This is a genomic window from Thiobacillus sp. SCUT-2, from assembly GCF_035621355.1.
GTDB lineage: Bacteria > Pseudomonadota > Gammaproteobacteria > Burkholderiales > Thiobacillaceae > Thiobacillus > Thiobacillus sedimenti.
The window spans coordinates 1,125,090-1,151,581 of the sequence record NZ_CP141769.1; the positions used below are offsets into that span (position 1 = coordinate 1,125,090).

A 26,492-nucleotide genomic window follows, 5' to 3' on the forward strand; every position below is an offset into this window, starting at 1 on the left:
TTCGGCTGCATGAGAAACATCACAGTCGCCATTGATGTCATGGGGGGCGATCACGGTCCCCATGTCACGGTTCCGGCGGCGGTCCGCTGTCTTGCGCGCAATCCCGACCTCAACGTGATTCTGGTCGGGGCGCAGGACGTCATCGAAGCCGAGCTCAAGGCGCGCCATACCAAGGTCGGGCCGCGCCTGATCGTCCGTCACGCCAGCCAGGTGGTGGCGATGGACGAGCCACCGGCGCTCGCGCTGCGCAACAAGAAGGATTCGTCGATGCGGGTCGCGATCGACCTCGTCAAGTCCGGCGAGGCCGACGCCTGCGTGTCGGCGGGCAACACCGGCGCGCTGATGGCGACCGCCCGCTTCGTCCTGAAGACGCTGCCCGGCATCGACCGGCCCGCGATCGCGGCGGTGATGCCGACGATCAGCGGCCACGCGCTGGTGCTCGACATGGGTGCCAACGTCGACTGCAGCGCGGAGCACCTGCTGCAGTTCGGCATCATGGGCGCGATGCTGGTGTCGGCGGTGGAGCACAAGCCGAACCCCAGCGTCGGCCTGCTCAACATCGGCGAGGAAGACATCAAGGGCAACGAGATGGTGAAGAAGGCGGCCGAATTGCTGCGCGACAGCCATCTGAATTTCTACGGCAACGTCGAAGGCAACGACATCTTCAAGGGCACGACCGACGTGGTGGTCTGCGACGGCTTCGTCGGCAACGTCACGCTGAAGGCGTCCGAAGGCCTGGCCAAGATGATTTCCACGACCCTGCGCGCCGAGTTCAAGCGCAACTGGCTGACCCGCATCGCCGGCCTCGTCGCGCTGCCGGTGCTGAATGCCTTCAAGCGCCGGATGGATCCGCGCCGCTACAACGGCGCCACGCTGCTGGGCCTGAAGGGCGTGGTCGTGAAGAGCCACGGCTCGGCCGACCGCTTCGCCTTCGAGCATGCCATCGACACGGCCAGCGACGAAGTCCGCAACAACGTGCTGAAACGCATCACCGATCAGATCCAACTCCTGCAACGGGTGGCCGCTTGACCTATTCCCGCATTCTCGGCACCGGCAGCTACCTGCCGGCGCGCACCCTCACCAATGCCGATCTCGAAAAGCTCGTCGAGACGACCGACCAGTGGATCGTCGAGCGCACCGGCATCCGTGAGCGCCACATGGCCGCCGAAGGCGAGCTCACCAGCGACCTTGCCACCCAGGCGGCGCGCGCCGCGCTCGACGCCGCCGGCGTTGCGGTCGACGACATCGACCTGCTGCTGGTCGCCACCACCACGCCCGACCTGGTGTTCCCCAGCACCGCCTGCATCGTGCAGTCCAAGCTTGGAATGACCAACGGCAAGCCGGCCTTCGACCTGCAGGCCGTGTGCAGCGGATTCGTCTATGCGCTTTCGGTCGCGGACCAGTTCATCAGGAGCGGCACGGCGAAGCGCGCGCTGGTGATCGGCGCCGAGACGCTGTCGCGCATCACCGACTGGAACGATCGCAGCAACTGCATCCTGTGGGGCGACGGCGCCGGGGCCGTGGTGCTGGGCGCCTCCTCCGAACCGGGCATCCTCGCCACCCACCTCCACGCCGACGGCCGCCACAAGGAGTTGCTGCGCACCACGACCGGCGCGTCCACCGGCCTGCACGAGCCGGCCTACATGCGCATGGAGGGCAACGCCGTGTTCAAGATGGCGGTCAACACGCTCGACCGCATCGTCGACGAGACGCTCGAGGCCAACGGCCTGGCGAAGTCCGACATCGACTGGCTGGTGCCGCACCAGGCCAATATCCGCATCATCGCGGCGACCGCCAAGAAGCTCGGCATGAGCATGGACAACGTCGTGACCACCGTCGCCGCGCATGGCAACACGTCGGCTGCCTCGGTGCCGCTGGCGTTCGACGTCGCCGTGCGCGACGGCCGCATCCAGCGCGGCCAGACCGTGCTGATGGAGGCCTTCGGCGGCGGCTTCACGTGGGGTTCCGCGCTCCTCAAATATTGACTCCGAAGACACCCGCATGAAACTCGCATTCGTTTTCCCCGGACAGGGTTCGCAATCGGTCGGCATGATGGCCGGCTGGGGCGGGCGCACCGAAGTGCGCAAGACGTTCAACGAAGCGTCCGACGCGCTCGGTCAGGACCTGTGGGCGCTCGTCAGCGACGGCCCCGCCGATCTGCTCAACCAGACCATCAACACCCAGCCGGCGATGCTTGCCGCCGACATCGCCGCGTGGCGCGTGTGGCGGGCGGCGGGCGGGGCGACGCCGGCGCTGCTGGCCGGCCACAGCCTCGGCGAGTATGCCGCGCTGGTGGCGGCGGGCGCGCTGGATTTCGCCGACGCGATCCGCCTGGTGCGCTTCCGCGCCGAGGCGATGCAGGCGGCGGTGCCCGAGGGCGTCGGCGCGATGGCGGCGATCCTCGGCCTCGACGACGATGCCGTGCGCGCCGTGTGCAGCGAGGCGGCCGCCGGCGAGGTGGTCGAGGCGGTGAACCTCAACTCGCCGGGCCAGGTGGTGATCGCCGGCAACAAGGCGGCCGTCGAGCGCGCCATGGCGCTGGCCAAGGAAAAGGGCGCCAAGCGCGCATTGCCGCTGCCGGTTTCGGTGCCGTCGCACTCGTCGCTGATGCAGCCTGCGGCCGAGCAACTGCTCGCCCACCTGCAGGGCGTGGCGATCACGGCGCCGGCGATTCCGGTCCTGCACAACACCGACGTCAGGACCCACCCGGAGCCCGAAGCCATTCGCATCGCATTGGCCAAGCAACTGCATACCCCGGTGCGCTGGGTCGAGACCGTGCACGCGCTGAAGGCTGCCGGCGTGGAACGCGTGGTCGAGTGCGGCCCCGGCAAGGTGCTCGCGGGGCTCAACAAGCGTATCGACGACAGCCTCCCCGCCGTGGCGCTGGTCGACGAAGCCAGCCTCGGCGCTGCGCTCAACCCATAAGGAGACAAGCATGCTGCAAGGACAAATCGCTCTGGTGACCGGCGCCAGCCGCGGCATCGGCCAGGCCATCGCGCTGGCGCTCGGCCGCGCCGGCGCCACCGTGGTCGGCACCGCCACCAGCGACAAGGGCGCGCAGGCGATCGGCGCGTATCTGGCGGCCGCCGGCGTCAAGGGCGCAGGCATGAAACTCGACGTCTGCAACGCCGCCGAGGTCGACGCCGTGATCGCGGCGATCGAGAAGGATTTCGGCGCCATCGGCGTCCTGGTCAACAACGCCGGCATCACGCGCGACAACCTGCTGATGCGGATGAAGGACGAGGAATGGGACGAGATCATGGCGACCAACCTGACCTCGGTGTTCCGGCTGTCGCGCGCGGTGCTGCGCGCAATGATGAAGGCGCGCAGCGGCCGCATCATCTCGATCGCCTCGGTGGTCGGCGCCATGGGCAACGCCGGGCAGACCAACTACAGCGCGGCCAAGGCCGGCATCATGGGCTTCACCAAGTCGCTCGCGCGCGAGGTCGGCAGCCGCAACATCACGGTCAATTGCGTGGCGCCCGGCTTCATCGACACCGACATGACGCGCGCGCTGCCGGAGGCGCAACGCGCTGCTTTGCTCGGCCATATCCCGCTCGGACGACTGGGTGCCGCGGAAGACATCGCTGCCGCGGTCGCGTTCCTGGCGTCGCCCGCGGCGGGCTACATTTCGGGCACCACGCTGCATGTCAACGGCGGCATGTACATGGCGTGACCGCCCCGCAAAGTTTGGTAAAATCGCCGGGTTTTTGATTTATCCGGGCTTCAGGCAAATTGAAGCCTTTTTTCTAGAGAGGAGCAGTAATGGATAACGTACAGCGTGTAATCAAAGTCGTCGCCGAGCAATTGGGCGTGAATGAAGCGGACATCAAGAACGAGTCCTCCTTCGTCGGCGACCTGGGCGCTGACTCGCTCGACACCGTTGAACTGGTGATGGCGCTGGAAGAGGAATTCGGCTGCGAGATCCCCGACGAGGACGCCGAGAAGATCACCACCGTCCAGCAGGCGATTGACTACGTCAACAGCCACTCGGCCTGACCCCAACAGTAAGAAGGACTGACTTTTGTCCAAGCGTCGCGTTGTCGTCACCGGCCTGGGGATCATCTCCCCGGTCGGCAACACCATCCCGGAAGCCTGGGATAACCTGGTCTCCGGCCGCACTGGGATCGCCCGCATCACCCGCTTCGATCCTTCCCCCTTCGCCTCCCACATGGCGGGCGAGGTGAAGAACTTCGACGTTGAGCAGTACCTCAACCCGAAGGAAGCGCGCCGCATGGATATCTTCATCCAGTACGGCATGGCCGCCGGCATCCAGGCGATCCGCGATTCCGGGCTGGAAGTCACCGAAGCCAACGCCGAGCGCATCGGCGTGAACATCGGCTCCGGAATCGGCGGGCTGCCGCTGATCGAGGAGACCCATTCCATGCTGATGGAATCCGGCCCGCGGAAGATTTCCCCGTTCTTCATCCCGGGTTCCATCATCAACATGATTTCGGGCAACCTTTCGATCCTGTACGGGATGAAGGGGCCCAACCTCGGCGTCGTCACCGCCTGCACCACCGGCCTGCATGCGGTGGGCCTGTCGGCGCGCCTGATCGAGCACGGCGATGCCGACGTGATGGTCGCCGGCGGTGCCGAGTGCGCGACCTCGCCGCTGGGCGTGGGCGGCTTCGCCGCCGCGCGCGCGCTGTCGACCCGCAACGACGATCCGGCCACCGCCAGCCGGCCCTGGGACAAGGACCGCGACGGCTTCGTGCTGGGCGAAGGCGCGGGCGTCCTGGTGCTCGAGGAGTACGAGCACGCCAAGGCGCGCGGCGCAAGGATCTACGCCGAGATATCGGGTTTCGGCATGAGCGGCGACGCCTACCACATGACGGCGCCGAGCACCGACGGTCCCAGGCGCTCGATGCAGAACGCGATGCGCGATGCCGGCGTCAATCCGGACCAGATCCACTACATCAATGCGCACGGCACCTCGACCCCATTGGGCGACAAGAACGAAACCGACGCGATCAAGCTCGCGCTCGGCGACGCGGCCTACAAGACGGTCGTCAATTCGACCAAGTCGATGACCGGCCACCTGCTCGGTGGCGCCGGCGGGGTGGAATCGGTCTTCACCGTGCTCGCAGTGCATCATCAGCTTTCGCCGCCGACCATCAACATCTTCTCGCAAGATCCGGAATGCGATCTCGATTATTGCGCCAACACCGCGCGCGACATGAAGATCGATTTCGCGCTCAAGAACAACTTCGGTTTTGGCGGCACCAACGGGTCGCTGGTCATCAAGCGCGTCTGAATGCCGTGGGGGAAGGCCCCAGCGCAACCTGCCCGAACGGCCGCCCGGTGATCCGGGCATGGCCGCAGCGGCCTGATCTGCTCCGGCTGCAGGCAAGCGATCCACGGCGCTATCCCGGCCTCTTTGTCAGCAGCGGCGACAGCGGCTGGGACATCCTGTTCGCGTTTCCCCGGGACCTTACGCGCGTCGGTGCCGCGGACGGGCTGGAGGCCATGAAGGCGCATCCCGCGATGGGCCTGCGCCCATGCCGCGTGCCGCCCTCGGACGGCGAACCGCCGTTTGCCGGCGGCTGGCTCTGTGCCTTCGCCTACGAACTGGGCGGCGTGTTCGAGCCGAGCGTCGGCATGGCAGCCGATCCCGATTTTCCGCTCGCCTGGCTGGTGCGCATCCCCGCTGCGATCCTCGTCGAACGCGCGTCCGGACGCTGCCTGCTGGTCGCCGAGCCGGACGAGGCGGGGCTCGTCGACGCCATGGCGGACGACCTGACCCGGCTGCCCGCCGCGGTGGCGGCCCCGCCGGCACCCGTGTCGCTGCGCGAGGACGACCCTGCCGCGTTCCTCGCGGGCGTCGCGCGCATCCAGGACTACATCCGTGCGGGCGACGTCTTCCAGGTCAACCTGTCGCGTGGCTGGGAGGCCGAATTTCCGTCCGACGTCGCGCCGGCGGCGCTGCTGGCGCAGCTGCTGCGCAAGAATCCGGCACCGTTCTCCGCGCTGCTGCAGATGGACGACTGGGCCATCGTCAGCTCGTCCCCGGAACGCCTCGTGCGGCTCGGCCGTGACGGCGTGATCGAAACACGCCCGATTGCTGGCACCCACCCCAGAAGCGAAGATCCAGCCGAGGATGCCGCCTTGCGCGCGCGCCTCGAGGCGCACCCCAAGGAGCGCGCCGAGCACGTGATGCTCGTCGACCTCGAGCGCAACGACCTCGGCCGGGTGTGCGAACCCGGCAGCGTGCAGGTGGCGGCCCTCATGGAAATCGCCAGCTACCGCCATGTGCACCACATCGAATCGACGGTATGCGGCCGCCTGCGCGCGGACAGCACGGTCTTCGACGCGCTGCGTGCCGTGTTCCCCGGCGGCACCATCACCGGCTGTCCGAAGGTGCGCACGATGCAGATCATCCGCGAACTCGAGCGCACGCCGCGGCGCAGCTACACCGGCAGCATCGGCTACATCAACCGCGACGGCAGCTTCGATTTCAACATCCTGATCCGCAGTTTCCTGCTGCGCGGGCGCCGGCTCAGCTTCCGCGCGGGAGCCGGCATCGTCGCCGATTCGGACGCGGCGCGCGAGCTCGACGAAACCCGCGCCAAGGCACGCGGCCTGCTGCGCGCGCTGGAGCCCGCATGATCCTCGTCAACGGCGAAGCGGCGCAGGCCATCAGCGCGCTCGATCGCGGCCTGGCCTATGGCGACGGCGTGTTTCGGACCCTGCGCACGCGCGACGGGCAGCCACTGTGGTGGGCCGATCAGGCGGCCAAGCTGGCAGCCGACTGCGCGGCCTTGCAGCTGGCCTGCCCGGACGCGGACTTGCTGCGCGCCGAGGTCGCGCGGGTGGCCGAGGCCGGGGAGGGGATGGTCAAGCTCATCGTGACCCGCGGCGTCGGCGCACGCGGCTACGCGCCGCCTGCCGGACAGGCGACAACCCGCATCGTCCTGGCGGCGCCGCTGCCGGCCCATGCGCGGGCCGACGCGGGCGACGCGATCGTCGTCCGCTGGTGCAGTCTGCGCCTGGCGCGGCAGCCGCGGCTTGCCGGGATCAAGCACCTGAACCGCCTGGAGAACGTGCTGGCGCGCGCCGAATGGGACGATCCGGCCATATTCGAGGGCCTGCTGTGCGACGAAGGCGGCGCCGTGATCGGCGGCACCATGAGCAATGTGGCCTGGATCAAGGATGGCGCCTTGTTCACGCCGGAGCTCGACGCGTGCGGCGTGGCGGGGGTGGCGCGGGCGCGCCTCCTGCGCGCCGCCGCGCGGCACGGGATTCCGGCGCGTATCGGCCGCTGGCATCCGGACGCTATACTCGCTGCCGATGAAGTCATGGTCTGCAACAGCCTCATCGGCGTGCGCCGGGTCGCCCGCCTCGGCGACGCGACCTGGGCGGCGGCGGGCTGGACGACTCTACTGAATGAAGCGCTCCATGAAGACCAGGATTAAACGGTGGCTCGGGCTTGGTGCCCTGGCCGTGCTGATCGCCGCCGGCGCGCTGGCCTGGTATGGCAACGAGCCCTTGCCGATCGAGCCCCTGCCGAAGACGATCAACGTGGTGCCGGGTACGAACCTGCGCAGCCTCAGCACGCTGCTCGAACGCGAGGGCGTGGTCGGCAACGCGCAGGTGTTCTGGCTGCTCGGACGCCTGCTGGGCAAGGCCGGCACGCTCAAGGTGGGCGTCTACGTCCTCGACCGTCCGCTCACGCCCCTGGCGCTCTACGGCAAGATCGAGCGCGGCGAGGTCTCGCAGGCGATCATGCAGTTCATCGAGGGCTGGAACTGGCGCGAGGTGCAGACCGCGCTGGCCGAACAGCCGATGCTGAAGAACGACAGCGCCGGCATGAGCGAGGCGGAAATCCTCCAGGCGATCGGGGCGCCGGAAGCGCACATCGAGGGCCTGCTGTTTCCCGACACCTATTTCTATGCGCCGCAGGCGTCCGATCTCACGGTGCTGCGCCGCGCCTACCGCCGCCAGCACGAGAAGCTGCTCGCGGCCTGGGAGACCCGGGCGCCGGGCCTGCCCTACAGGACGCCATACGAGGCCTTGATCATGGCGTCCATCGTCGAAAAGGAAACCGGGCAGGGCGCCGAGCGGCCGCTGATTGCCGGCGTGTTTCTCAACCGCCTCCGGCTCGGCATGCGCCTGCAGACCGATCCGACCGTCATCTACGGCCTGGGCGACCGCTTCGACGGCAACCTGCGCAAGCCGGACCTGCAGCGCGACACGCCCTACAACACCTATACCCGCGCCGGGCTTCCGCCGACGCCGATCGCGATGCCTGGCGAGGCCGCGATCGAGGCGGCGCTGCATCCGGCGCAGACGGACGCCCTCTATTTCGTCGCGCGCGGCGACGGCACGCATGTATTCTCCAGCACGCTGGAGGCGCACAATCGCGCGGTGAACCGCTATCAACGGGAACATCGATGAGCCCCGGCAAATTCATCACCCTCGAAGGCGTCGACGGCGCCGGCAAGAGCACCCATCTGGGATTCGTCGCGGACTGGCTGCGTGCACGGGGCCGCGAAGTCGTGGTCACGCGCGAACCCGGCGGCACGCCGCTCGGCGAAACGCTGCGCGAGCTGCTGCTGCACCAGCACATGGCCCCCGACACCGAGCTGCTGCTGATGTTCGCCGCGCGCCAGGAACATCTGGCCGGGCTCATCCTGCCGGCGCTGGCGCGTGGTGCGTGGGTGGTGTCCGACCGCTTCACCGACGCGAGCTACGCCTACCAGTGTGGCGGGCGCGGCATTGGGGCCGGGCGCATCGCGGCGCTGGAAGCCTGGGTGCAGCGCGGCTTCGGCCCCGATCTGACGCTCTTGTTCGACGTCCCGCCCGAGGTGGCGGAGGCGCGCCGCTCGGCCGCCCGCTCCGCCGACCGCTTCGAGCGCGAGGCCGACAGCTTCTTTTCGCGCGTGCGCAACGCCTACCTCGAGCGGGCGCGCGCCGAGCCGGCGCGCATCCGCGTGCTGGACGCGCGGCGCAGCATCGCCGAACTGCAGGCGGAAATCGCCGGCCTGCTCGGGGAACTCGCGTGAGCGTCCCCTATCCGTGGCTCGACGTGCCCTGGCAGCGCCTGCTGGCGACCCGGGCACGGCCCGCTCAGGCGCTCCTGCTGGCGGGGCCGCGCGGCGTGGGGAAGGGCGCGCTGGCCCGCGCCTGGGCGCAGGCACTGCTGTGCGAGGCCCCGCAGCCCGACGGCGCAGCCTGCGGAGCGTGTCCCGCCTGCCACTGGTTCGAGACGGCGGCGCACCCGGATTTCCGCCTGCTGACGCTCGAGGAGAAAGCCGCCAAGGACGGGGAAACCCGCATGGCGACGGCGATCGAGGTCGAGCAGGCGCGCGAGGCGGTCGATTTCGTGCAGCTGTCGACCTACCGCGCAGGCTTCCGGGTCGTGCTGATCGACCCGGCGGACGCCCTCAACCTGGCGGCGGCCAATGCGCTGTTAAAGGTGCTTGAGGAACCGCCGTTAAATACGGTGTTCGTGCTGGTCTCGGACCAGCCGCGGCGCCTGTTGCCCACGATCCGCAGCCGCTGCACGCGGCTCGACATCGGCCTGCCGCCCTTCGACCAGGCGGTGCAATGGCTGGCCGGGCAGGGCGTGGGCGATGCGCAGAACCTGCTGGCGCTGTCCGGTGGTTCGCCGCTCGAGGCGCAGCGCTGGGCCGAAGGCGATGCGCTGGAGGAGCGCCGGGGCGTGCTGGAGGGATTGGCGCAGCCGGGGCGGCTCGATCCGGTGACGCTGGGCGAGCGCTGGAAGGCGATCGCCCCGCAGACCTGGCATGCGGTGGCGTACAAGTGGCTGGGCGACCTGCTGGCCGTGAAGCTGCGCGGCCCTGTGCAGTTCAACCGCGATTTCGCCGAGGTGCTGGGGCCGCTCGGCAGGCAGGCCGACCTCGGCAGGCTGCTCGCCCTGGCAAGGGCGCAGGCAAACGAGGGGCGGACGCTGGCGCATCCGCTCAACCGGGCGCTGCAGCTGCAGGCCTGGCTGGTGCAGTACCGGCACGTGTTTGATTGAGAGAAAACGACCATGAATGCAGCAGTCAACGATACCGCAGGCCAGGTCCGCCCCGGCGTGCTGTCGCTGTCGATCAAGGAGAAGTCCGCGCTGTTCGCGGCCTACATGCCCTTCATCAAGGGGGGCGGCCTCTTCATCCCGACGAACAAGCAGTACAAGATGGGCGAGGAGGTCTTCATGCTGCTGACGCTGATGGACGACCCCGCCAAGCTGCCGGTTTCCGGCAAGGTGGTGTGGGTGACGCCGGCCGGCGCCCACGGCAGCCGCACCCAGGGGGTCGGCGTGCAGTTCGCCCACAACGAAAGCGGCAAGGCGGCGCACAACAAGATTGAAGGATTGCTCGGCGGTTCGCTAAAATCCGTGCGTCCTACCCACACCATGTAGCACCGCCATGCGGTGCACGGCCGCCGCATGTTCATCGACTCCCACTGCCACATCAATTTCCCCGACCTCGCCGGCAAGCTGCCCGAGGTGTTCGGCCTCATGGCGGCCAACCAGGTCAGCCACGCGCTGTGCATCGGCGTCGAACTGGAGAAATTCCCCGAAATCCGCGCCCTCGCCGAGGCCTACCCGAACATCTACGCGTCGGTAGGCGTCCATCCGGATCATGAGGACTGCACCGAGCCGACGGTCGACCAACTGGTTGCGCTGGCCGACCACCCGAAGGTGGTGGCGATCGGCGAGACCGGGCTGGATTATTTTCGTCTTACCGGCGACCTCGAATGGCAGCGCGAGCGCTTCCGCACCCACATCCGCGCGGCGAAAATCAGCAGGAAGCCGCTGGTGATCCATACCCGCTCGGCGGCGGACGACACGCTGCGCATCATGCGCGAGGAGAACGCGGGCGAGGCGGGCGGGGTGATGCATTGCTTCACCGAGAGCCTGGCGGTGGCCGAGGCCGCGATCGATCTCGGCTTCTACATATCCTTCTCCGGCATCGTGACCTTCAAGAATGCGGCGGCGCTGCGCGAGGTGGCGGCGGCGATCCCGCTCGATCGCGTGCTGATCGAGACCGACGCGCCGTATCTGGCGCCCGTGCCGCATCGCGGCCAGACGAACCAGCCGGGCTTCGTGAAGCATGTCGCGGAGGAGATCGCACGGGTGCGCGGCATTCCCGTCGAAGCCGTGGGCGAGGCCACCAGCGAGAATTTCTTCCGCCTGTTCGCCGCCGCCCGCCCGCACTGAAGCCGCGGCGCGCCCCGCGCTTACTGGCTGAAGAAGGCCTTCACTTTGTCCATGAAAGACTGGGCGCGCGGATTGTTGTTGCGCCCCGGGCTCAGCGACTCGAATTCGCGCAGCAGTTCACGCTGACGCTCGGACAGGTTCACCGGCGTCTCCACCAGCATGTGGCACATGAGGTCGCCCGGTGCGTGGCTGCGCACGCCCTTGATGCCCTTGCCGCGCAGCCGGAACACCTTGCCCGTCTGGGTTTCGGCCGGGATCTTGATCTTGGCATGGCCGTCCAGCGTGGGGATCTCGACTTCGCCGCCCAGCGCGGCGGTGGCGAAGCTGATCGGCATCTCGCAATGCAGGTCATCGCCGTCGCGCTTGAACACCGGGTGTTCCTTGAGGTGGATCACCACGTAGAGGTCGCCCGGCGGCCCGCCGTTGACGCCGGCTTCGCCCTCGCCGGCGAGGCGGATGCGGTCGCCGCTGTCGACCCCGGCGGGAATCTTCACCGACAGCGTCTTGTGCTTCTTGACGCGGCCTTCGCCGTGGCAGGCGGGGCAGGGGTCGGTCACCTGCTTGCCGGTGCCGCCGCAGCGCGGGCAGGTCTGCTGCACCGAGAAGAAGCCCTGCTGGATGCGCACCTGGCCGTGGCCGCCGCAGGTCGTGCAGGTCGTCGGCGTGGTGCCGGGCTTGGCACCGCTGCCGTGGCAGGTGCCGCACTCTTCCAGCGTGGGGATGCGGATCTTGGTCTCGGTGCCGCGCGCGGCCTCTTCCAGCCCGACTTCCAGGTTGTAGCGCAGGTCGGCGCCCCGGTAGACGCGGTCGCGCCGGCTGCCGCCGCCGCCGAAGATGTCGCCGAAGATGTCCGAAAACGCGTCGGAAAAACCGCCGCCGCCGAATCCGCCCCCGCCCATGCCGGCCTGCGGATCGACCCCGGCGTGGCCGAACTGGTCATACGCGGCGCGCTTGTCCGAGTCGGACAGGATTTCGTAGGCCTGCTTGGCTTCCTTGAATTTCTCCTCAGCGTCCTTGTCGTCCGGGTTGCGGTCGGGGTGGAACTTCATGGCCAGCTTGCGGTAGGCCTTCTTGATTTCTTCGTCCGAGGCGTTCTTGGCGACGCCGAGGACTTCGTAGTAATCGCGTTTTGACATGGTGGTGAGCGGTGAGCAGTGAGCGGTAGGGAGGGAAGCGGAAAAGCGGCAAGCGGTGAGCGACTTTCACCGCCCACCGCTTGCCGCCCACCGTTTACGCGCTTACTTGTCCTTCACCTCTTCGAATTCCGCGTCGACCACGTTGTCGTCGCCCGCGGCGCCGCCGCTACCGGCACCGGCACCGGCGCCCGCCGCCGCGCCCGGCTGCGCCTTGGCCTGCTCGGCCTGGTACATGTGCTCGGCGAGCTTGTGGCTGGCGGTGGCGAGCGCGTTGGTCTTGGCCTCGATCGTGTCCTTGTCGCCTTCGCGCACGGCGTCTTCGCATTCCTTCAGCGCGGCCTCGATCGCGGTCTTTTCGTCGGCCGAGACCTTGTCCCCGTAGTCGGCGAGCGACTTCTTCACCGAGTGGATCATCGCATCGGCGGCGTTGCGCGCGGTCGCCAGCTCGAAGGCCTTGTGGTCCTCGGCGGCGTTGGCCTCGGCGTCCTTGACCATGCGCTGGATCTCTTCCTCGGAGAGGCCGGAGCTCGCCTGGATGCGGATCTTGTTCTCCTTGCCGGTCGCCTTGTCCTTGGCCGACACGTGCAGGATGCCGTTGGCGTCGATGTCGAAGGTGACCTCGATCTGCGGCATGCCGCGCGGCGCGGGCGGGATGTCGGACAGGTTGAACTGGCCGAGGCTCTTGTTGCCCGACGCCATTTCGCGCTCGCCCTGCAGCACGTGCACGGTCACCGCGCTCTGGTTGTCATCGGCGGTCGAGAACACCTGGCTCGCCTTGGTCGGGATCGTGGTGTTCTTCGGGATCAGCTTGGTCATCACGCCGCCCAGGGTCTCGATGCCCAGGGAGAGGGGCGTCACGTCGAGCAGCAGGACATCCTTCACCTCGCCCTGCAGCACGCCGCCCTGGATCGCCGCGCCGACGGCGACGGCCTCGTCCGGGTTGACGTCACGGCGCGGCTCCTTGCCGAAGAAATCCTTGACCGCGTCCATCACCTTGGGCATGCGGGTCTGGCCACCGACCAGGATGACGTCGTCGATCTGCGAGGTCGTCAGGCCGGCGTCCTTGATCGCGATCTTGCACGGCTCGATGGTGCGCGTGATCAGGTCCTCGACCAGGGCCTCGAACTTGGCACGGGTGATCTTCACCGCGAGGTGCTTGGGCCCGGAGGCGTCGGCCGTGATGTAGGGCAGGTTGACCTCGGTCTGCTGGCCGGAGGACAGCTCGATCTTGGCCTTTTCGGCCGCTTCCTTCAGGCGCTGCAGCGCGAGCACGTCCTTCTTCAGGTCGACGCCCTGTTCCTTCTTGAACTCTTCGGCGATGTAGTCGATCAGGCGCTGGTCGAAGTCCTCGCCGCCGAGGAAGGTGTCGCCGTTGGTGGAGAGCACCTCGAACTGGTGCTCGCCGTCGAGCTCGGCGATCTCGATGATGGAGATGTCGAAGGTGCCGCCGCCGAGGTCGTACACGGCAATCTTGCGGTCGCCTTCCTTCTTGTCCATGCCGAAGGCGAGCGCGGCCGCGGTCGGCTCGTTGATGATGCGCTTGACCTCGAGGCCGGCGACGCGGCCGGCGTCCTTGGTCGCCTGGCGCTGGCTGTCGTTGAAGTAGGCGGGCACGGTGATGACGGCCTCGGTGACCTCTTCACCCAGGTAGTCCTCGGCGGCCTTCTTCATCTTGCGCAGCACTTCGGCGGAAACCTGCGGCGGCGCCATTTTCTTGTCGCGCACCTCGACCCAGGCGTCGCCGTTGTCGGCCTTGACGATCCTGTAGGGCATCAGGCCGATGTCCTTCTGCACTTCCTTCTCTTCGAAGCGGCGGCCGATCAGGCGCTTGACCGCGAACAGCGTGTTCTTCGGGTTGGTGACCGCCTGGCGCTTGGCCGGCGCGCCGACCAGGATCTCGCCGTCCTCGGCATAGGCGACGATCGACGGCGTGGTGCGCGCGCCTTCGGCGTTCTCGATGACCTTCGGCGTGCCGCTTTCCATCACCGCCACGCAGGAGTTGGTGGTGCCGAGGTCGATGCCAATGATGCGTCCCATGATGTCTTCCTTCTGAAAAAGTTTGAATTGATTCGAATGTGGGGGAGGGGCGTGCTATTTCAAGCGCTCTGACCCTTGGAAACCATCACCAGTGCCGGGCGCAGGGTGCGGTCGTGCAGGCGGTAGCCCTTCTGCAGCACGGTGACGACCGTATTGGCCGGCTGATCCGAATCGACCATCTGGATCGCCTGGTGCAGATGCGGGTCGAATTTCTCGCCCAGGGGGTCGATGTCGGCGAGGTTGAACTTGCCGAAGGCCGCCGCGAGCTGCTTGAGCGTCAGTTCGACGCCGCCTTTCAGCGTCTCGACGCTCGGCGACGCATCGGCCAGCGCGGCCTCGAGACTGTCCTTCACTGCCAGGAGCTCGCCGGCGAAGCCTTCCACCGCGAACTTGCGCGCCTTGTCCACGTCTTCCGCCGCACGGCGGCGCATGTTCTCGGTTTCCGCCTTGGCGCGCAGCCAGGCGTCGTGATGCTCGGCCGCCTGCAGTTCGGCCGCCTTCAGCATCTCTTCGAGGCTGGGCATGGTGTCCTTCTCGGATTGGGTCTCAGGCGTGTTGGTGTCGGTGTTGAATTCGTCCTGCATGGGGGCTCCCGATTGTTTCTTGCGGCGAGTTGGGGACGAAAAACGGGGTTTCAAGAGCGCGAAGTCAATTTTTCTTGGCGGATCGCGGGCGCCGCGGGGCATTCCGGTTTGCCGCGCGCAGGCGCTTCCGGTATGATGCGCGGCTTCCCGGAGAGGTGGATGAGTGGTTTAAGTCGCACGCCTGGAAAGCGTGTTCAGGGTAATACCCTGACGGGGGTTCGAATCCCCCCCTCTCCGCCACATACGTCGGCCACCCGAATATGCCTAAATACGCCTACCACGGCAGGCTTTCCGTGGTTGTACCCGTCAAGAACGAGCAGGACAACGTCGAGCCGCTGGTACGCGAGATCGCCGCGGCGCTGTCCGGCAACACCACCTTCGAAATCGTCTACGTGAACGACGGCAGCACCGATGCCACGCAGGCGAGGCTCGAGGTGCTGAAATCCGAGTTTCCCATGCTGCGGGTGATCCGCCATCGCGCCTCGTGCGGGCAAAGCCGCGCGGTCACGACCGGCGTCGGCGCGGCGCGCTACGAGTGGATCGCCACGCTCGATGGCGACGGCCAGAACGATCCCGCCGACATCCCCGCGTTGCTCGCGAAGCTGGCGGATCCGGCGCAGCCGCCCAATCTCGAACTGCTGGCAGGGTGGCGGTCGAAGCGCAACGACACCTTCGTGCGCCGCATTTCGTCCAGGATCGCCAACGGCGTGCGTTCCCGCATGCTCAAGGACAACACGCCGGATACCGGCTGCGGCCTCAAGGTGTTCGCCCGCGAGACCTTCCTCGCGCTGCCGAACTTCGACCACATGCACCGCTTCCTGCCGGCGCTCGTCATGCGCAACGGCGGTGCCGTGGTCTCCGTGCCGGTCCATCATCGCGCGCGCGAGCGCGGGGCCTCGAAATACGGCGTGCACAACCGCCTGTGGGTCGGCATCGTCGACCTGTTCGGCGTGGCGTGGCTGCAGCGCAGGGTGCGACTGCCCGTGATCGAGGCCGATTCCGATCTCTAGAATGGGCCGGGCCCGGTGAAAGCGCGCGTCGTTCTGAAGGGGCTGGCGCTGATGCTGAGCCTGGCGCTGCTCGGCTATCTGTTCGAGAGCAGCGACCTCGGCAACAGCGTCAACGAGGCCTGGATCGACACCCGTGTGCGCGGCCACGGCGTCAGCGGCGCATTGCTGTTTCTCCTGATGGGCGGCCTGTTCACCGCCATCGGCCTGCCGCGCCAGATCATCGCCTTCCTCGGCGGCTATGCCTTCAACGTGGGGCTGGGCACGCTGGTGGGCGCGCTGGCGGCGCTGCTCGGCTGCATGCTCAGCTTCGGGTATGCGCGGCTGTTCGGCCAGGGCCTGCTGCGCGCGCGCCTGGGCGAACGTGCGGGGCGCTTCGACCGCTTCATCCAGAATCACCCGTTCTCGATGACCGTTCTCGTGCGGCTGCTGCCGGTCGGGAACAACCTGCTGACCAACCTCGCGGCGGGCATTTCCAGCATTCCCGCCGTGCGCTTCTTCGCCGGCACGCTGCTCGGCTATCTTCCGCAGACGCTGGTGTTCGCGCTGGTGGGCAGCGGCGCGCACATCGACCCGGCGCTGAAGCTCGCGCTCGCCATCGGGCTGTTCCTGGTGTCGGGCGCGCTCGGTGCCTATCTCTATCGCCGCTTCCGCCATGGCCAGAGCCTCGACGACCAGGTGGATGCCGCACTGGATGAAACAGGAGGCTCGCACGATGAATCCCGGTTCCCACGCTGACGGCTCGGGGCGGACCCGGCTGCTGGCAAGCCTCGCGCTGCTGGCGGGCCTGACCGCAGTGGCGCTGCTGACGCGGCCGCTGTCGCCGATCGACGAGACACGCTACGTCAGCGCGGCGTGGGAGATGTGGCTGCGCGGTGATTTCCTGGTCCCGTTCAAGAACGGCGCACCCTACAGCGACAAGCCGCCTTTCCTGTTCTGGATGTTCCAGATTGGCTGGGCTTTGTTCGGCGTCAACGAGTGGTGGCCGCGCCTGGTGCTGCCGCTGTTCTCCGCCGGCGGCCTGTTCCTGACCTATCGACTCGCGGCCCGTCTCTGGCCGCAGCATGGAGGGCTCGGCGGACAGGCGGCGCTGGTGCTCGTCAGCGCGCTGCTGTGGATCGTGTTCTCCACCTCGGTCATGTTCGACGTGATGCTCGCGTTCTGGGTGCTGCTCGGCCTGCAAGGCGTACTGACGGCGGCGGAGGGGAAGCGCAGCGGTTTCGTCGTGATGGGAGTGGCGATCGGGTTCGGCGTGCTGAGCAAGGGACCGGTCATCCTGCTGCATCTGCTGCCGGTCGTGGCGCTGGCACCCTGGTGGAATCCGGGCCTGCGCTGGGCGCGCTGGTTCGGCGGCACGCTGCTGGCGGTGCTGCTCGGTGCGTTGATCGCCCTGGCGTGGGCGCTGCCGGCGGGATTCTCGGGCGGCGAGGCGTACCGCAACGCGATTTTCTGGGGGCAGACGGCCAACCGCATGGTCGAGTCCTTTGCGCACCGGCGCCCGTTCTGGTGGTACGTGCCGCTGCTGCCGCTGCTGCTGTTCCCGTGGTTTGCCTGGCCCGCCTGGTGGAAGGCGCTCGTGCACCAGCGCCGCCGCGGCCTCGACCGCGGCGCCAGGTTTTGTCTGGCGTGGATGCTGCCGGTATTCGTCGCCTTCTGCTTCATCAGCGGCAAGCAGCCGCATTATCTGGTGCCGCTGTTCCCCGCCTTCGCGCTGCTGACGGCGCGCCTGCTCGCCGGGACGGCTAAGGCGCGGACGGGCCTTCCGGCCTTGCTGGCGGCAGCGCTGGGCGTGCTGCTGATCCTGGCCGCCGGCGGCCGGATTGCGGCGCTGCACGGCCAGGTCGTCGCGCTACCGCCGATGTGGCCGGGCGTGGTCCTGATTATTCTGGCGGTTCTGGTCTGGGCCGGCGGGCGGCGCGGCGTCGCACCGGTCCCGAGCCTGGCGCTGCTCGGTGCCGCGACGATGGCCCTCGTGCAGGTCGCCGCCATGCATTCGATCGAGCCGCGCTATGACGTCAAGCCGATGGCGCGGGCGATCAAGGCGCTGCAGGGCGAAGGGCGCGTGGTGGCCAGCATCGCGACCTACCATGCCCAGTATCAGTTTCTGGGAAGATTGACGGAACCGCTGGTGGAACTGAACCAGTCGAGCGCGCCTGCCTGGCTGGCGTCACATCCGCAAGCCTACGCGGTGGTGTACCTGCACGGCAACACGCCGACCGGCGCAATTCCCGCGCGCCACAAGCAGCCCTACCGCGGCGACATCGCCGTGCTGGTTGATGCCCCTACGGCCGCCTCGCTGCTGGCCGAGGCCGCCATGTAAGCATGGCGGGACCGGAGGCTCAGGCCTCGGCGTCGCGCTGCGGCAGCACGACCTCGCGCGACGGCGAAATGGTCGAGATGGCGTGCTTGAAGATCATCTGGGCCGCCTGGTCCTGCCCCTTCAGCAGGACGACGAACTGGTCGAAGGATTCGATGCGCCCCATCAGCTTGATCCCGTTGACGAGGAAGACGGACACCGGAATGCGCTCCTTGCGCAGGGTGTTGAGGAAGACATCTTGCAGGTGATTGTATTCTTTGGCCATGTTCGGCTCCCTGTCAGGTGGAGACGGGGCGAAGCCCCGTTTATATTATTAGCGGATTACTCGATTTTTGCACCGGCGCGCACCGCCTGGATCGCATCGCGCACGCGCTCCTGCTGCAGCTGCTTGACGATGTCGCCGCGTACGGCGTCGAGCGGCGGGAACGTGGGCATCCGGGTGTCGTCGAGCCGGATGATGTGATAGCCGAACTGGGTCTTCACCGGCGTCTGGGTCATGCCGCCCTTCTTGAGCCCAGCCAATGCCTCGGAGAACTCCGGCACGAAAGCACGGCGGTCGGACCAGTCAAGCGCGCCGCCGTTCTTGGCCGAGCCGGGGTCCTGCGAGTATTTCTTCGCCAGATCCTCGAACTTCGCCTTCTTCTTGTCGATCTCGGCGATGAGCTTCTTCGCCTCGGCCTCGCTCTTCACCAGGATGTGATGGGCGCGGTACTCGGGCTCCATCGGCTGGGCCTTGGCCTTGTCGTACGTCGCCTGGATGTCGGCGTCGGTCACCGGGTGGGACTTGATGTAGTCCTCCAGATAGGCCTTCGCCAGCTGATCCTTGCGGCGGATGTCGAGGGCGGCCGCGAGGGTGGGGTCCTTGTCGAGACCCTTGTCGAGTGCGGCGCGCGACAGCAGCTCCAGGTTGATCAGGGACTCGCGTATCCGTGCGTCCAGCTGCGGGCTGTCGGGCTGGCCTGCGGCCATCTCGCTCTTGACCATTTGCCCGTAAATGGCGGGAATGGGCGTGCCGTTGACCACGGCCAGGGGCTTGCTGGCGTCGGCGGCCGGCGTCGCCGCCTTGGGCGCCGGCGCGGCAGGAGCGGGCGTTTGCGCCTGCGCCAGGGGGGCGAGCGCCAGCAGGATCAGGGCGGGGAGGCGTGCAACGCGCATTCGGTTTCCTTTCAGAGTTCTTCCGGGGTCAGGGCAGTGATCGACAACGCATGGATCTCACGTTGCATGAGCTCGCCCATCGCCTCGTAGACGAGACGGTGGCGGGCAAGCGTGGAAAGATTGCGGAACCTGGGCGACACCAGCGTCAGCCGGAAATGTCCACCGCCGGATGCGGCACCGGCGTGTCCCTTGTGCTGGGCGCTTTCGTCTTCCAGCGTGTAGCTTTCGGGCTCCAGCGCGGCGAGGCGCTGGCGGATCAGGTCGGCGGTGCTCATGCGGGCAGGGTCTTATTGAAGGGCTTGACGCTGACGCTGCCGTACACGCCGGCCGCCACGTAGGGATCGGCCTCGGCCCACGACTGTGCATCGGCAAGCGAGTCGAATTCGGCGACGATCAGGCTGCCGGAGAAGCCCGCCGGCCCGGGGTCGCTGCTGTCGATGGCGGGAAACGGTCCGGCCAGCAGAAGCCGCCCGCCGGCCTGCAGCGCCTGCAGGCGTTCGACGTGGGCGGGGCGGGCGGCAAGTCGCCGGTCGAGGCTGTCGGGCACATCCTGGCCGACGATCGCGTAGAACATTATTGCTTTTCTTCCTTGTCCAAGTATTTGGTGAGCATCATGCTCTGGCCAATCACAAAAACCAGCATCAGGCCCAGGCTGCCGAACAGCTTGAAGTCCACCCAGGTGTCGGTCGAGAAGTTGAAGGCGACAACGAGATTTGCAACCCCCATGAAGGCAAAAAATCCGCCCCAGCTCGCGTTCAACCGACTCCATGCGACCTCGGGAAGTTCCATCTGCGTGTTCATCAGGCCCTTGATGACGTTGCGGCCGACGGCGGCGGAGCCAAGGATGATCGCGGCGAAGATCCAGTACAGCACCGTCGGCTTCCACTTGATGAAGGTTTCGTCGTGCAGCCAGAGCGTGGCGCCGCCGAACAGCACGATGAGGCCGAGGCTGACCCACATCATGGTTTCGATCGCCTGCCCGCGCAGCTTCACCCAGACGATCTGCCCGACGCTGGCGACGATGGCGACCAGCGTCGCGAGGTAGATCCCCGGCTTCTCGCCCACCCCGACCGGTTGCGGCAGACCGAGCCCGGCCATGAACGCGCGCGTCGCTTCGGCGTTGGCGTCGCCGATCTTGTAGGCGATGAAGAAGACGATGATCGGAAAGAGATCGAACAGCAGTTTTTTCATTAGGGTTCGGCACGCAACCGACCGTAATTCAAGCAATTTCTTATTTTGCTATGATTCCCCCTCCTGGCCAAGCGCTTTTGGCGCTGGTCGCCCGACCCCGATCATCGATGCTCAATATCGATCTGCATTGCCATTCCAACGTCTCTGATGGTGTGTTGCCGCCGGCCGAAGTGGTCCTGCGCGCCGCGGCCAACGGCGTCCATGCGCTTGCCCTGACGGACCACGACGATGTCGGCGGCATTGCGGCCGCACAGGCGACGGCGGACCGCGTCGGGGTGACACTGATCCCCGGCGTCGAGGTTTCCGTGACATGGAGCGGGCATACGGTGCACATCGTCGGCCTGCGCATCGACCCGTCGCATCCGGCGCTCGCCGACGGCCTCGGCGAGATTCGTCGCGGCCGCATGGCGCGTGCCCGGCGCATGGCCGACGACCTGGCGCAGGCCGGCATCGCGGGCGCCTACGAGGGCGCCTATGCGTATGCCGTGAACAAGCAGATGGTGGGGCGCACCCACTTCGCGCGCTGGCTGGTGGCGCAGGGACACGCGCCCGACGTGCGCAGCGCGTTTCGCCGCTTTCTCACGCGCGGCAACCCCGGCTACGTCGAGCACCAGTGGACCACGCTGGAAAACGCCGTCGACTGGATCCGGGCGAGCGGGGGCGTCGCGGTGATCGCCCATCCCGGGCGCTACCCGCTCGACGCGTGTTCCCTGCATCGCCTGCTGGATGCGTTCCGCGCCGCCGGTGGCGAAGGCATCGAGGTCATCACCGGCAGCCACCATCCCTCCGAGTTCGGCAAGTTTGCCGACCTGGCGCGCGCATTCGGCCTCAAGGCCTCGCGCGGGGCCGATTTCCACGCACCGGGCGAGGGCGTCGACATCGGACGCCTGCCCGCGCTGCCGCATTACTGCAAGCCGGTCTGGCAAGGATGGCCGGAACTCGAAGCACACCTTTCCCTTTCCCCGACCTGACGATTCATGGCGCAATTCTTCAACATTCATGCCGACACGCCGCAGCCCCGCCTGATCCAGCAGGCGGTCGAGATCCTACGGCGCGGGGGCGTGATCGTCTATCCGACCGATTCCTGCTACGCACTGGGCTGCCATATCGGCGACAAGGAGGCCGCGATGCGGCTCTTGTCGGTGCGTGGCCTCGACACCGGCCACGATCTCACGCTGGTCTGCCGCGACTTGTCGGAGCTGGGGCGCTATGCGCAGGTCGACAACGCGCAGTTCCGCTTTCTCAAGGCGCATACGCCGGGCGCCTATACGTTCATCCTGCGCGGAACCCGCGAGGTGCCGAAGCGCCTGCTGCACAAGAAGCACGACACCATCGGCCTCAGGGTGCCCGACCACGCGATCGTGCAGGCGCTGCTGGCGGAGCTGGGCGAACCCATCCTGTCGTCGACGCTGCTCCTTTATGGCGAGGACGTGCCGCTCACCGAGCCGTGGGAGATCCGCGAACGCCTCGAACACCGGGTCGATCTGGTCATCGACGGCGGCGCCTGCGGGCTCACGCCGACCACGGTGGTCGACCTCACCACCGACACCCCCGCCGTGCTGCGCTACGGCAAGGGCGACACCGCCGACTTCGAGGGCTGACGCGCATGGAACTCACGCTGATCCAGAAGATTGCGGTGTTCGCCCTGCCGGTGATCTTCGCGATCACGCTGCACGAGGCAGCGCATGGCTATGTCGCGCGCTACTTCGGCGACATGACGGCGGCGGCCGCCGGCCGCATCTCGGCCAACCCGCTCAAGCACATCGATCCAGTCGGCACCATTCTCGTGCCGCTGGTGATCCTGCTGACCAGCAAGCTGCTTGGCGGCGGCGCGATCCTGTTCGGCTGGGCCAAGCCGGTGCCGGTCAATTTCGGCCGCCTGCGGCGTCCCAAGCAGGACATGCTGTGGGTGGCGGCGGCCGGCCCCGGCGTGAACCTCGTCATGGCGGTGTTCTGGGCGCTGATGATCCAGCTCGGCCATGCCCTCGGCAGCGGCTTCGCCAGCGCGCCGCTGATGCTGATGGGCGCCGCCGGCGTGTTCATCAACGTCATCCTGATGGCGCTGAACCTGATTCCGTTGCCGCCGCTCGACGGCGGGCGCATCGCCGTGAGCCTGCTGCCGGTGAAGCAGGCGATGCAGTTCGCGCGGCTGGAACCCTACGGCCTGTTCATCCTGCTCGGCCTCATGTTCACCGGCATCCTCGGCATCATCCTGTGGCCGCTGATCAGCCTGTTCATCGGCTTGACCGCGCTCCTCACCGGCCTCGAGCCGGCCCAGCTGGTCGGCCTGATCCAGCTCGTGCTGTCCTGACCGCTACCGCTCACCGCTTACCACTTACTACTTACTACTCGCCACTCACCACTCGCCCGACATGTATTCCGACCGCGTTCTTTCCGGCATGCGCCCCACCGGCCGCCTCCACCTCGGCCACTACCACGGCGTCCTGAAAAACTGGCTGCGCCTGCAGAACGAGTACCAGTGCCTGTTCTTCGTAGCCGACTGGCACGCGCTGACCACGCACTACGACACACCGCAGGTCATCGACGCCAACGTGCGCGACATGACGGTCGACTGGCTGGCCGCAGGCGTCGATCCGGCGCAGGCGACGCTGTTCGTGCAGTCGCGCGTGATCGAGCACGCCGAACTCCATCTGCTGCTGTCGATGATGACCCCGCTGGGCTGGCTGGAGCGCGTGCCCACCTACAAGGACCAGCAGGAGAAGCTGGCCAGCAAGGATCTCTCGACCTACGGCTTCCTCGGCTATCCGCTGCTGATGAGCGCCGACATCCTGATCTATCGGGCGAACCGCGTGCCGGTCGGCGAGGACCAGATTCCGCACGTCGAGTTCACCCGCGAACTCGCGCGTCGCTTCAACCACATGTATGGCCGCGAGCCGGATTTCGAGGAGAAGGCGCGCGCGGCGGCGAAGAAGCTCGGCTCGAAGAAGGCCCGCCTGTACGAGGAATGCCGCACCGCGTATCAGGAAAAGGGCGACGACGAGGCGCTGGAGTCGGCGAAGGCCCTGCTGAACGACGCGCAGAACCTGTCGATGAACGACCGCGAGCGCCTGTTCGGCTATCTCGAAGGCTCCGGCAAGATGATCCTCGTCGAGCCCGAGGCGCTGCTTACCGAGGCATCGAGGATGCCGGGCCTGGACGGGCAGAAGATGTCGAAGTCCTACGGCAACACCATCGCCCTGCGCGAAGATCCGGAGACGGTGACGAAGCAGATCCGCACCATGCCGACCGACCCGGCGCGCGTGCGCCGCACCGATCCGGGCAATCCGGCCAACTGCCCCGTCTGGCAGTTCCACCTCGTGTATTCGGACGACGGCGTGCGGCAGTGGGTCACCACGGGCTGCACCAGCGCCGGCATCGGCTGCCTGGAGTGCAAGCAACCCGTGATCGACGCGGTTCTGGCCGAGCTCGCGCCGATCCGCGAGCGTGCGCAGTACTACGAGGAGCACCCCGACCAGGTCCGCAACATCCTCGCGGACGGCTGCGAAAAGGCGCAGGAGCTGGCGCGCGACACCATGCGCGATGTGCGCGAGGCGATGGGGCTTACCTTCAGCTACTGAGCGCCGCAAAGGCGCTCGACGCGCCCGCGCGGCGCCCGGGCGGCGGGGACGAATCTGTCCTATAAAAACAGTGCCGTCAGCATGTGACTTGCCGCCGTGCCGGCGGCGGGTGCAATGCCAGCCGGCATGCCGCCCGGGTTTTTGGCACCCACATGTCATGGAGGAACGCGCAATGAGCACTCAACCTGCGTCCGGCGAACCCGTCGCGCCCGAGGTGACCAAGGAGCAGCTGATCGCCGATTTCAAGACCGTGGTGGCGGATGCCGAGGCGCTGCTCAAGGCCACGGCGAATCAGGGCGGCGACGCCGTTGCATCGATCCGCGCACGCGCAGAGGCCTCGCTGGCCCGCGCCAAGGCGCAGATGGCCGACGCCGAAGCGGCGCTGGTGGCCCGCGCCAAGGCCGCCGCGAAGGCCACGGATGCCTATGTCCACGAGAATCCCTGGAAGTCGATCGGGATATCGGCCGGGCTCGGGCTGCTGATCGGCTTCCTCATGGGGCGCCGCTAGCCCGTCGCCATGGGCGAGCCGGCGCCCGGTGGGGGCATGGGGCTGTTCGAATCGCTGAAGACCTTCGCGGGCAGCCTCGTCGCGATCGCGCATACCCGCCTCGACCTGCTTGCGAACGACCTCGAAGAGGAGCGGGACTGGCTGCTGTCGGTGCTGGGGCTGCTGCTGCTTGCCGCGTTCTGCCTGGGCCTGGGGCTCTTGCTGCTGGTGCTCCTGCTGGTCGTCGCATTCTGGGAAAGCCACCGCCTGCTGGTGCTGGCAGGCCTCGCCGCGCTGTTTCTCGGCAGCGGTGCGGCGGCGGTCGGCTGGGCGCGCCACAAGCTCCGGACCAAGCCCAGGCTGTTCGCGGCGAGCCTCGGCGAGTTGTCGAAGGACCGCGAGCGATTGATGGGCCGATCATGAGCGCCAGGTTGCGCCGTCGGGCCGAACGCCGCGCGGGCTTGATCGCGCAGGCGGAGGCGCAGCGCGATGCGCTGGCGCGCGGCGTCGATCGCTGGCGTGGGCCGCTCGCCCTGGCCGATCGCGGGATCGACGCGCTGCGCAGCATCGGGCGTCATCCCGGATGGGTGCTTGGCGGCGTCGTTCTGCTTGCCGCCGTGCGGCCGCGGCGTGCCGGCAGGTGGGCGCGATGGCTGTGGACGGCGTGGCAGATCGGGCGTCGGCTGGCCGGCCGATGAGGCGGGTCGTTCCGGCGTCGAGCCGTCCTGAATGCGTCTAAAGTAAAAACACCAGGCAGCGCGTCGGCGGCAGCGCTGCCGGCCGTCATGTCATCGTCCGCCAAGCGTTTCAGTGCATCCCTTTATGACAGGAGAACGAACATGCGCTACCTGCCCCTGGTCTTGTCCCTGCTGCTCGTGCCGTCCGCTGCCGTCCGCGCCGACGTCAGCGTCGGCGTCGGCATCAGCGTGCCCGGCGTCAGCATCGGCATCAACGTGCCGGCCTATCCCAGGCTCGTTCGGATACCGGGCTATCCGGTCTATTACGACCCGCGCATCCACCTGAACCTGTTCTTCTACGACGGCCTTTACTGGGTCTTCCAGGGCGACCACTGGTATGTGAGCAGCTGGTACGACGGCCCCTGGGACCTGGTCGACCCGTACGACGTGCCGCTCTTCGTGCTGCGCGTCCCGGTCCGCTACTACCGCGTGGCGCCGCCGTTCTTCCATGGCTGGCGTCCCGACGCACCGCCGCGCTGGGGCGAGCACTGGGGGCCGGACTGGGAACGGCAGCGCGGCGGCTGGGATCGCTGGGATCGTCGCGCTGCGCCGCGTCCTGCGCCGTTGCCGAGCTATCAGCGGCCTTACACGGGTGAGCGCTATCCGCGCGAACCCGAGCAGCAGCGCTCGATCCGCACCGAGCGCTACCGCTATCAGCCGCGCGAGCCGGTGGGGCGCGAGCATTTCCAGCAGCAGCAACGGCCGGGCGGTCCGCAGGAGCGCGGCCGCGACGGGCGCGGCGATCACGGGCCGGATCGCCGCTAGGGTACGCGAATGCTGGTGACGTTCACGTGCAAGGCCTACGCCGATATCACGATGTTCGGCGAGGTGGCGCTGACGATGCTGAAGATGATGGGGCACAGCCCGACGGTTCCGGGCGCCATCCTGGCCGAGGACGTGCCGGCGGCGCTCGAGCGCCTGGAGGGCGCGATCGCTGCGGTGCGGCAGGCCGAGATGACGACGGCGCCGAAGAAGGCGCCGAGCGATGATGCGGACGAGGTCCCGGTCAGCCTGGCCCACCGGGCGTTGCCGCTGATCGAGTTGCTGACCGCCGCGGCGCGGCAACGCTGCGACGTGATGTGGAAGTGACGCG

33 protein-coding genes and 1 tRNA gene are annotated in these 26,492 nt (G+C 67.6%); 26 read left to right on the forward strand and 8 right to left on the reverse strand.

Features of this window, described 5'->3' with window-relative positions; translation table 11 throughout:
* Nucleotides 1-9 precede the first annotated feature (9 nt).
* The 13 genes from plsX (at nt 10) to VA613_RS05550 (ending at nt 11,170) form a co-directional block, all read left to right on the forward strand.
* Nucleotides 10-1,029: a phosphate acyltransferase PlsX gene (gene plsX / locus VA613_RS05490; RefSeq protein WP_324780853.1), complete on the forward strand. Its 1,020-nt coding sequence runs from the start codon at nt 10-12 to the stop codon at nt 1,027-1,029.
* A complete protein-coding gene (locus VA613_RS05495; RefSeq protein WP_324780854.1) occupies nt 1,026-1,985 on the forward strand; it encodes a beta-ketoacyl-ACP synthase III in 960 nt (319 codons plus the stop codon). Before plsX ends, VA613_RS05495 begins: the two co-directional genes overlap by 4 nt.
* A gap of 16 nt (nt 1,986-2,001) precedes the next feature.
* Nucleotides 2,002-2,925: an ACP S-malonyltransferase gene (gene fabD, locus VA613_RS05500; RefSeq protein WP_324780855.1), complete on the forward strand. Its 924-nt coding sequence runs from the start codon at nt 2,002-2,004 to the stop codon at nt 2,923-2,925.
* A 10-nt stretch (nt 2,926-2,935) separates the two neighbouring features.
* Nucleotides 2,936-3,676, forward strand: coding sequence for a 3-oxoacyl-ACP reductase FabG (fabG, locus tag VA613_RS05505; RefSeq protein ID WP_324780856.1), 741 nt, complete (start codon nt 2,936-2,938; stop codon nt 3,674-3,676).
* Between the two features lie 89 nt (nt 3,677-3,765).
* Complete coding sequence (acpP, locus tag VA613_RS05510) at nt 3,766-3,999, forward strand: acyl carrier protein (protein ID WP_324780857.1); 234 nt, start codon at nt 3,766-3,768, stop codon at nt 3,997-3,999.
* 25 nt (nt 4,000-4,024) lie between these two features.
* Nucleotides 4,025-5,257, forward strand: a complete 1,233-nt coding sequence (fabF, locus tag VA613_RS05515; RefSeq protein ID WP_324780858.1) for a beta-ketoacyl-ACP synthase II — start codon at nt 4,025-4,027, stop codon at nt 5,255-5,257.
* A gap of 47 nt (nt 5,258-5,304) precedes the next feature.
* Entirely contained in the window at nt 5,305-6,609 is a 1,305-nt protein-coding gene (locus tag VA613_RS05520; RefSeq protein WP_324780859.1) for an aminodeoxychorismate synthase component I, read from the forward strand.
* The gene (pabC, locus tag VA613_RS05525) at nt 6,606-7,415 is read left to right on the forward strand and encodes an aminodeoxychorismate lyase (RefSeq protein ID WP_324780860.1); all 810 of its coding nucleotides are present in this window, start codon (nt 6,606-6,608) and stop codon (nt 7,413-7,415) included. The genes VA613_RS05520 and pabC overlap by 4 nt, the downstream gene beginning before the upstream one ends.
* On the forward strand, nt 7,399-8,397 hold the full coding sequence (mltG, locus tag VA613_RS05530) for an endolytic transglycosylase MltG (protein WP_324780861.1): 999 nt from the start codon (nt 7,399-7,401) through the stop codon (nt 8,395-8,397). The genes pabC and mltG overlap by 17 nt, the downstream gene beginning before the upstream one ends.
* Nucleotides 8,394-9,005 (forward strand): dTMP kinase, encoded by a 612-nt coding sequence (gene tmk, locus VA613_RS05535; protein WP_324780862.1) that lies wholly within the window; start codon nt 8,394-8,396, stop codon nt 9,003-9,005. The genes mltG and tmk overlap by 4 nt, the downstream gene beginning before the upstream one ends.
* The gene (gene holB, locus VA613_RS05540) at nt 9,002-9,985 is read left to right on the forward strand and encodes a DNA polymerase III subunit delta' (protein WP_324780863.1); all 984 of its coding nucleotides are present in this window, start codon (nt 9,002-9,004) and stop codon (nt 9,983-9,985) included. The genes tmk and holB overlap by 4 nt, the downstream gene beginning before the upstream one ends.
* Before the next feature lie 12 nt (nt 9,986-9,997).
* Nucleotides 9,998-10,369: a PilZ domain-containing protein gene (locus tag VA613_RS05545; RefSeq protein ID WP_324780864.1), complete on the forward strand. Its 372-nt coding sequence runs from the start codon at nt 9,998-10,000 to the stop codon at nt 10,367-10,369.
* Between the two features lie 27 nt (nt 10,370-10,396).
* Complete coding sequence (locus VA613_RS05550; protein WP_324780865.1) at nt 10,397-11,170, forward strand: TatD family hydrolase; 774 nt, start codon at nt 10,397-10,399, stop codon at nt 11,168-11,170.
* A 20-nt stretch (nt 11,171-11,190) separates the two neighbouring features.
* Here VA613_RS05550 and dnaJ read toward each other — a convergent pair whose 3' ends face one another.
* The 3 genes from dnaJ to grpE form a co-directional block, all read right to left on the reverse strand.
* Nucleotides 11,191-12,306 carry a molecular chaperone DnaJ gene (gene dnaJ, locus VA613_RS05555; RefSeq protein WP_324780866.1) on the reverse strand — a complete coding sequence of 372 codons (1,116 nt, stop codon included), beginning with the start codon at nt 12,304-12,306 and terminating at the stop codon, nt 11,191-11,193.
* Nucleotides 12,307-12,408: 102 nt separating this feature from the next.
* Complete coding sequence (dnaK, locus tag VA613_RS05560) at nt 12,409-14,343, reverse strand: molecular chaperone DnaK (protein WP_324780867.1); 1,935 nt, start codon at nt 14,341-14,343, stop codon at nt 12,409-12,411.
* A gap of 59 nt (nt 14,344-14,402) precedes the next feature.
* Complete coding sequence (grpE, locus tag VA613_RS05565) at nt 14,403-15,029, reverse strand: nucleotide exchange factor GrpE (protein ID WP_324780868.1); 627 nt, start codon at nt 15,027-15,029, stop codon at nt 14,403-14,405.
* 47 nt (nt 15,030-15,076) lie between these two features.
* Here grpE and VA613_RS05570 point away from each other — a divergent pair.
* The 4 genes from VA613_RS05570 (at nt 15,077) to VA613_RS05585 (ending at nt 18,254) form a co-directional block, all read left to right on the forward strand.
* Nucleotides 15,077-15,167, forward strand: a tRNA-Ser gene (locus tag VA613_RS05570).
* Nucleotides 15,168-15,220: 53 nt separating this feature from the next.
* On the forward strand, nt 15,221-15,937 hold the full coding sequence (locus VA613_RS05575) for a glycosyltransferase family 2 protein (protein WP_324780869.1): 717 nt from the start codon (nt 15,221-15,223) through the stop codon (nt 15,935-15,937).
* A 15-nt stretch (nt 15,938-15,952) separates the two neighbouring features.
* Entirely contained in the window at nt 15,953-16,672 is a 720-nt protein-coding gene (locus VA613_RS05580) for a TVP38/TMEM64 family protein (RefSeq protein WP_324780870.1), read from the forward strand.
* The gene (locus tag VA613_RS05585) at nt 16,650-18,254 is read left to right on the forward strand and encodes an ArnT family glycosyltransferase (RefSeq protein ID WP_324780871.1); all 1,605 of its coding nucleotides are present in this window, start codon (nt 16,650-16,652) and stop codon (nt 18,252-18,254) included. The genes VA613_RS05580 and VA613_RS05585 overlap by 23 nt, the downstream gene beginning before the upstream one ends.
* 19 nt (nt 18,255-18,273) lie before the next feature.
* On the opposite strand, the gene hfq is transcribed toward VA613_RS05585, so the two are convergent.
* The 5 genes from hfq to VA613_RS05610 are packed head-to-tail and all read right to left on the reverse strand — an operon-like array spanning nt 18,274 to nt 20,597.
* On the reverse strand, nt 18,274-18,516 hold the full coding sequence (gene hfq, locus VA613_RS05590; RefSeq protein WP_324780872.1) for an RNA chaperone Hfq: 243 nt from the start codon (nt 18,514-18,516) through the stop codon (nt 18,274-18,276).
* Between the two features lie 56 nt (nt 18,517-18,572).
* Complete coding sequence (locus VA613_RS05595; RefSeq protein ID WP_324780873.1) at nt 18,573-19,406, reverse strand: peptidylprolyl isomerase; 834 nt, start codon at nt 19,404-19,406, stop codon at nt 18,573-18,575.
* An 11-nt stretch (nt 19,407-19,417) separates the two neighbouring features.
* The gene (locus VA613_RS05600) at nt 19,418-19,681 is read right to left on the reverse strand and encodes a BolA family protein (RefSeq protein ID WP_324780874.1); all 264 of its coding nucleotides are present in this window, start codon (nt 19,679-19,681) and stop codon (nt 19,418-19,420) included.
* The gene (locus tag VA613_RS05605; RefSeq protein WP_324780875.1) at nt 19,678-19,980 is read right to left on the reverse strand and encodes a YciI family protein; all 303 of its coding nucleotides are present in this window, start codon (nt 19,978-19,980) and stop codon (nt 19,678-19,680) included. The genes VA613_RS05600 and VA613_RS05605 overlap by 4 nt, the downstream gene beginning before the upstream one ends.
* Entirely contained in the window at nt 19,980-20,597 is a 618-nt protein-coding gene (locus tag VA613_RS05610; protein ID WP_324780876.1) for a septation protein A, read from the reverse strand. Before VA613_RS05610 ends, VA613_RS05605 begins: the two co-directional genes overlap by 1 nt.
* A gap of 107 nt (nt 20,598-20,704) precedes the next feature.
* Between VA613_RS05610 and VA613_RS05615 the strand changes: the two genes are divergently transcribed.
* The 9 genes from VA613_RS05615 (at nt 20,705) to VA613_RS05655 (ending at nt 26,488) form a co-directional block, all read left to right on the forward strand.
* Nucleotides 20,705-21,568 (forward strand): 3',5'-nucleoside bisphosphate phosphatase, encoded by an 864-nt coding sequence (locus VA613_RS05615; protein ID WP_324780877.1) that lies wholly within the window; start codon nt 20,705-20,707, stop codon nt 21,566-21,568.
* 6 nt (nt 21,569-21,574) lie between these two features.
* Nucleotides 21,575-22,198: an L-threonylcarbamoyladenylate synthase gene (locus VA613_RS05620; RefSeq protein ID WP_324780878.1), complete on the forward strand. Its 624-nt coding sequence runs from the start codon at nt 21,575-21,577 to the stop codon at nt 22,196-22,198.
* A 5-nt stretch (nt 22,199-22,203) separates the two neighbouring features.
* Entirely contained in the window at nt 22,204-22,908 is a 705-nt protein-coding gene (locus tag VA613_RS05625) for a site-2 protease family protein (protein WP_324780879.1), read from the forward strand.
* Between the two features lie 61 nt (nt 22,909-22,969).
* A complete protein-coding gene (locus tag VA613_RS05630) occupies nt 22,970-24,175 on the forward strand; it encodes a tryptophan--tRNA ligase (RefSeq protein ID WP_324780880.1) in 1,206 nt (401 codons plus the stop codon).
* A 172-nt stretch (nt 24,176-24,347) separates the two neighbouring features.
* Nucleotides 24,348-24,683, forward strand: a complete 336-nt coding sequence (locus VA613_RS05635) for a DUF883 family protein (protein ID WP_324780881.1) — start codon at nt 24,348-24,350, stop codon at nt 24,681-24,683.
* A gap of 9 nt (nt 24,684-24,692) precedes the next feature.
* Nucleotides 24,693-25,085 (forward strand): phage holin family protein, encoded by a 393-nt coding sequence (locus VA613_RS05640; protein ID WP_324780882.1) that lies wholly within the window; start codon nt 24,693-24,695, stop codon nt 25,083-25,085.
* On the forward strand, nt 25,082-25,360 hold the full coding sequence (locus VA613_RS05645) for a YqjK-like family protein (protein ID WP_324780883.1): 279 nt from the start codon (nt 25,082-25,084) through the stop codon (nt 25,358-25,360). The genes VA613_RS05640 and VA613_RS05645 overlap by 4 nt, the downstream gene beginning before the upstream one ends.
* 141 nt (nt 25,361-25,501) lie before the next feature.
* Nucleotides 25,502-26,164, forward strand: a complete 663-nt coding sequence (locus tag VA613_RS05650) for a hypothetical protein (protein ID WP_324780884.1) — start codon at nt 25,502-25,504, stop codon at nt 26,162-26,164.
* A 9-nt stretch (nt 26,165-26,173) separates the two neighbouring features.
* The gene (locus VA613_RS05655; RefSeq protein WP_324780885.1) at nt 26,174-26,488 is read left to right on the forward strand and encodes a DUF1840 domain-containing protein; all 315 of its coding nucleotides are present in this window, start codon (nt 26,174-26,176) and stop codon (nt 26,486-26,488) included.
* The last annotated feature ends 4 nt before the right edge of the window (nt 26,489-26,492 follow it).

Bases quoted from the DNA above. Each gene is read 5' to 3' on its own strand.
- grpE (WP_324780868.1), bottom strand. From the start codon at position 15,029: ATGCCCCGCGGCGCCCGCGATCCGCCAAGAAAAATTGACTTCGCGCTC.
- tmk (WP_324780862.1), top strand. From the start codon at position 8,394: ATGAGCCCCGGCAAATTCATCACCCTCGAAGGCGTCGACGGCGCCGGC.
- VA613_RS05625 (WP_324780879.1), top strand. From the start codon at position 22,204: ATGGAACTCACGCTGATCCAGAAGATTGCGGTGTTCGCCCTGCCGGTG.
- VA613_RS05635 (WP_324780881.1), top strand. From the start codon at position 24,348: ATGAGCACTCAACCTGCGTCCGGCGAACCCGTCGCGCCCGAGGTGACC.
- VA613_RS05595 (WP_324780873.1), bottom strand. From the start codon at position 19,406: ATGCGCGTTGCACGCCTCCCCGCCCTGATCCTGCTGGCGCTCGCCCCC.
- VA613_RS05630 (WP_324780880.1), top strand. From the start codon at position 22,970: ATGTATTCCGACCGCGTTCTTTCCGGCATGCGCCCCACCGGCCGCCTC.
- pabC (WP_324780860.1), top strand. From the start codon at position 6,606: ATGATCCTCGTCAACGGCGAAGCGGCGCAGGCCATCAGCGCGCTCGAT.
- VA613_RS05655 (WP_324780885.1), top strand. From the start codon at position 26,174: ATGCTGGTGACGTTCACGTGCAAGGCCTACGCCGATATCACGATGTTC.
- VA613_RS05610 (WP_324780876.1), bottom strand. From the start codon at position 20,597: ATGAAAAAACTGCTGTTCGATCTCTTTCCGATCATCGTCTTCTTCATC.
- mltG (WP_324780861.1), top strand. From the start codon at position 7,399: ATGAAGACCAGGATTAAACGGTGGCTCGGGCTTGGTGCCCTGGCCGTG.
- VA613_RS05605 (WP_324780875.1), bottom strand. From the start codon at position 19,980: ATGTTCTACGCGATCGTCGGCCAGGATGTGCCCGACAGCCTCGACCGG.
- VA613_RS05545 (WP_324780864.1), top strand. From the start codon at position 9,998: ATGAATGCAGCAGTCAACGATACCGCAGGCCAGGTCCGCCCCGGCGTG.
- VA613_RS05645 (WP_324780883.1), top strand. From the start codon at position 25,082: ATGAGCGCCAGGTTGCGCCGTCGGGCCGAACGCCGCGCGGGCTTGATC.
- fabD (WP_324780855.1), top strand. From the start codon at position 2,002: ATGAAACTCGCATTCGTTTTCCCCGGACAGGGTTCGCAATCGGTCGGC.
- VA613_RS05640 (WP_324780882.1), top strand. From the start codon at position 24,693: ATGGGCGAGCCGGCGCCCGGTGGGGGCATGGGGCTGTTCGAATCGCTG.
- VA613_RS05600 (WP_324780874.1), bottom strand. From the start codon at position 19,681: ATGAGCACCGCCGACCTGATCCGCCAGCGCCTCGCCGCGCTGGAGCCC.
- VA613_RS05550 (WP_324780865.1), top strand. From the start codon at position 10,397: ATGTTCATCGACTCCCACTGCCACATCAATTTCCCCGACCTCGCCGGC.
- VA613_RS05585 (WP_324780871.1), top strand. From the start codon at position 16,650: ATGAATCCCGGTTCCCACGCTGACGGCTCGGGGCGGACCCGGCTGCTG.
- fabG (WP_324780856.1), top strand. From the start codon at position 2,936: ATGCTGCAAGGACAAATCGCTCTGGTGACCGGCGCCAGCCGCGGCATC.
- VA613_RS05650 (WP_324780884.1), top strand. From the start codon at position 25,502: ATGCGCTACCTGCCCCTGGTCTTGTCCCTGCTGCTCGTGCCGTCCGCT.
- dnaJ (WP_324780866.1), bottom strand. From the start codon at position 12,306: ATGTCAAAACGCGATTACTACGAAGTCCTCGGCGTCGCCAAGAACGCC.
- plsX (WP_324780853.1), top strand. From the start codon at position 10: ATGAGAAACATCACAGTCGCCATTGATGTCATGGGGGGCGATCACGGT.
- dnaK (WP_324780867.1), bottom strand. From the start codon at position 14,343: ATGGGACGCATCATTGGCATCGACCTCGGCACCACCAACTCCTGCGTG.
- VA613_RS05615 (WP_324780877.1), top strand. From the start codon at position 20,705: ATGCTCAATATCGATCTGCATTGCCATTCCAACGTCTCTGATGGTGTG.
- acpP (WP_324780857.1), top strand. From the start codon at position 3,766: ATGGATAACGTACAGCGTGTAATCAAAGTCGTCGCCGAGCAATTGGGC.
- VA613_RS05620 (WP_324780878.1), top strand. From the start codon at position 21,575: ATGGCGCAATTCTTCAACATTCATGCCGACACGCCGCAGCCCCGCCTG.
- hfq (WP_324780872.1), bottom strand. From the start codon at position 18,516: ATGGCCAAAGAATACAATCACCTGCAAGATGTCTTCCTCAACACCCTG.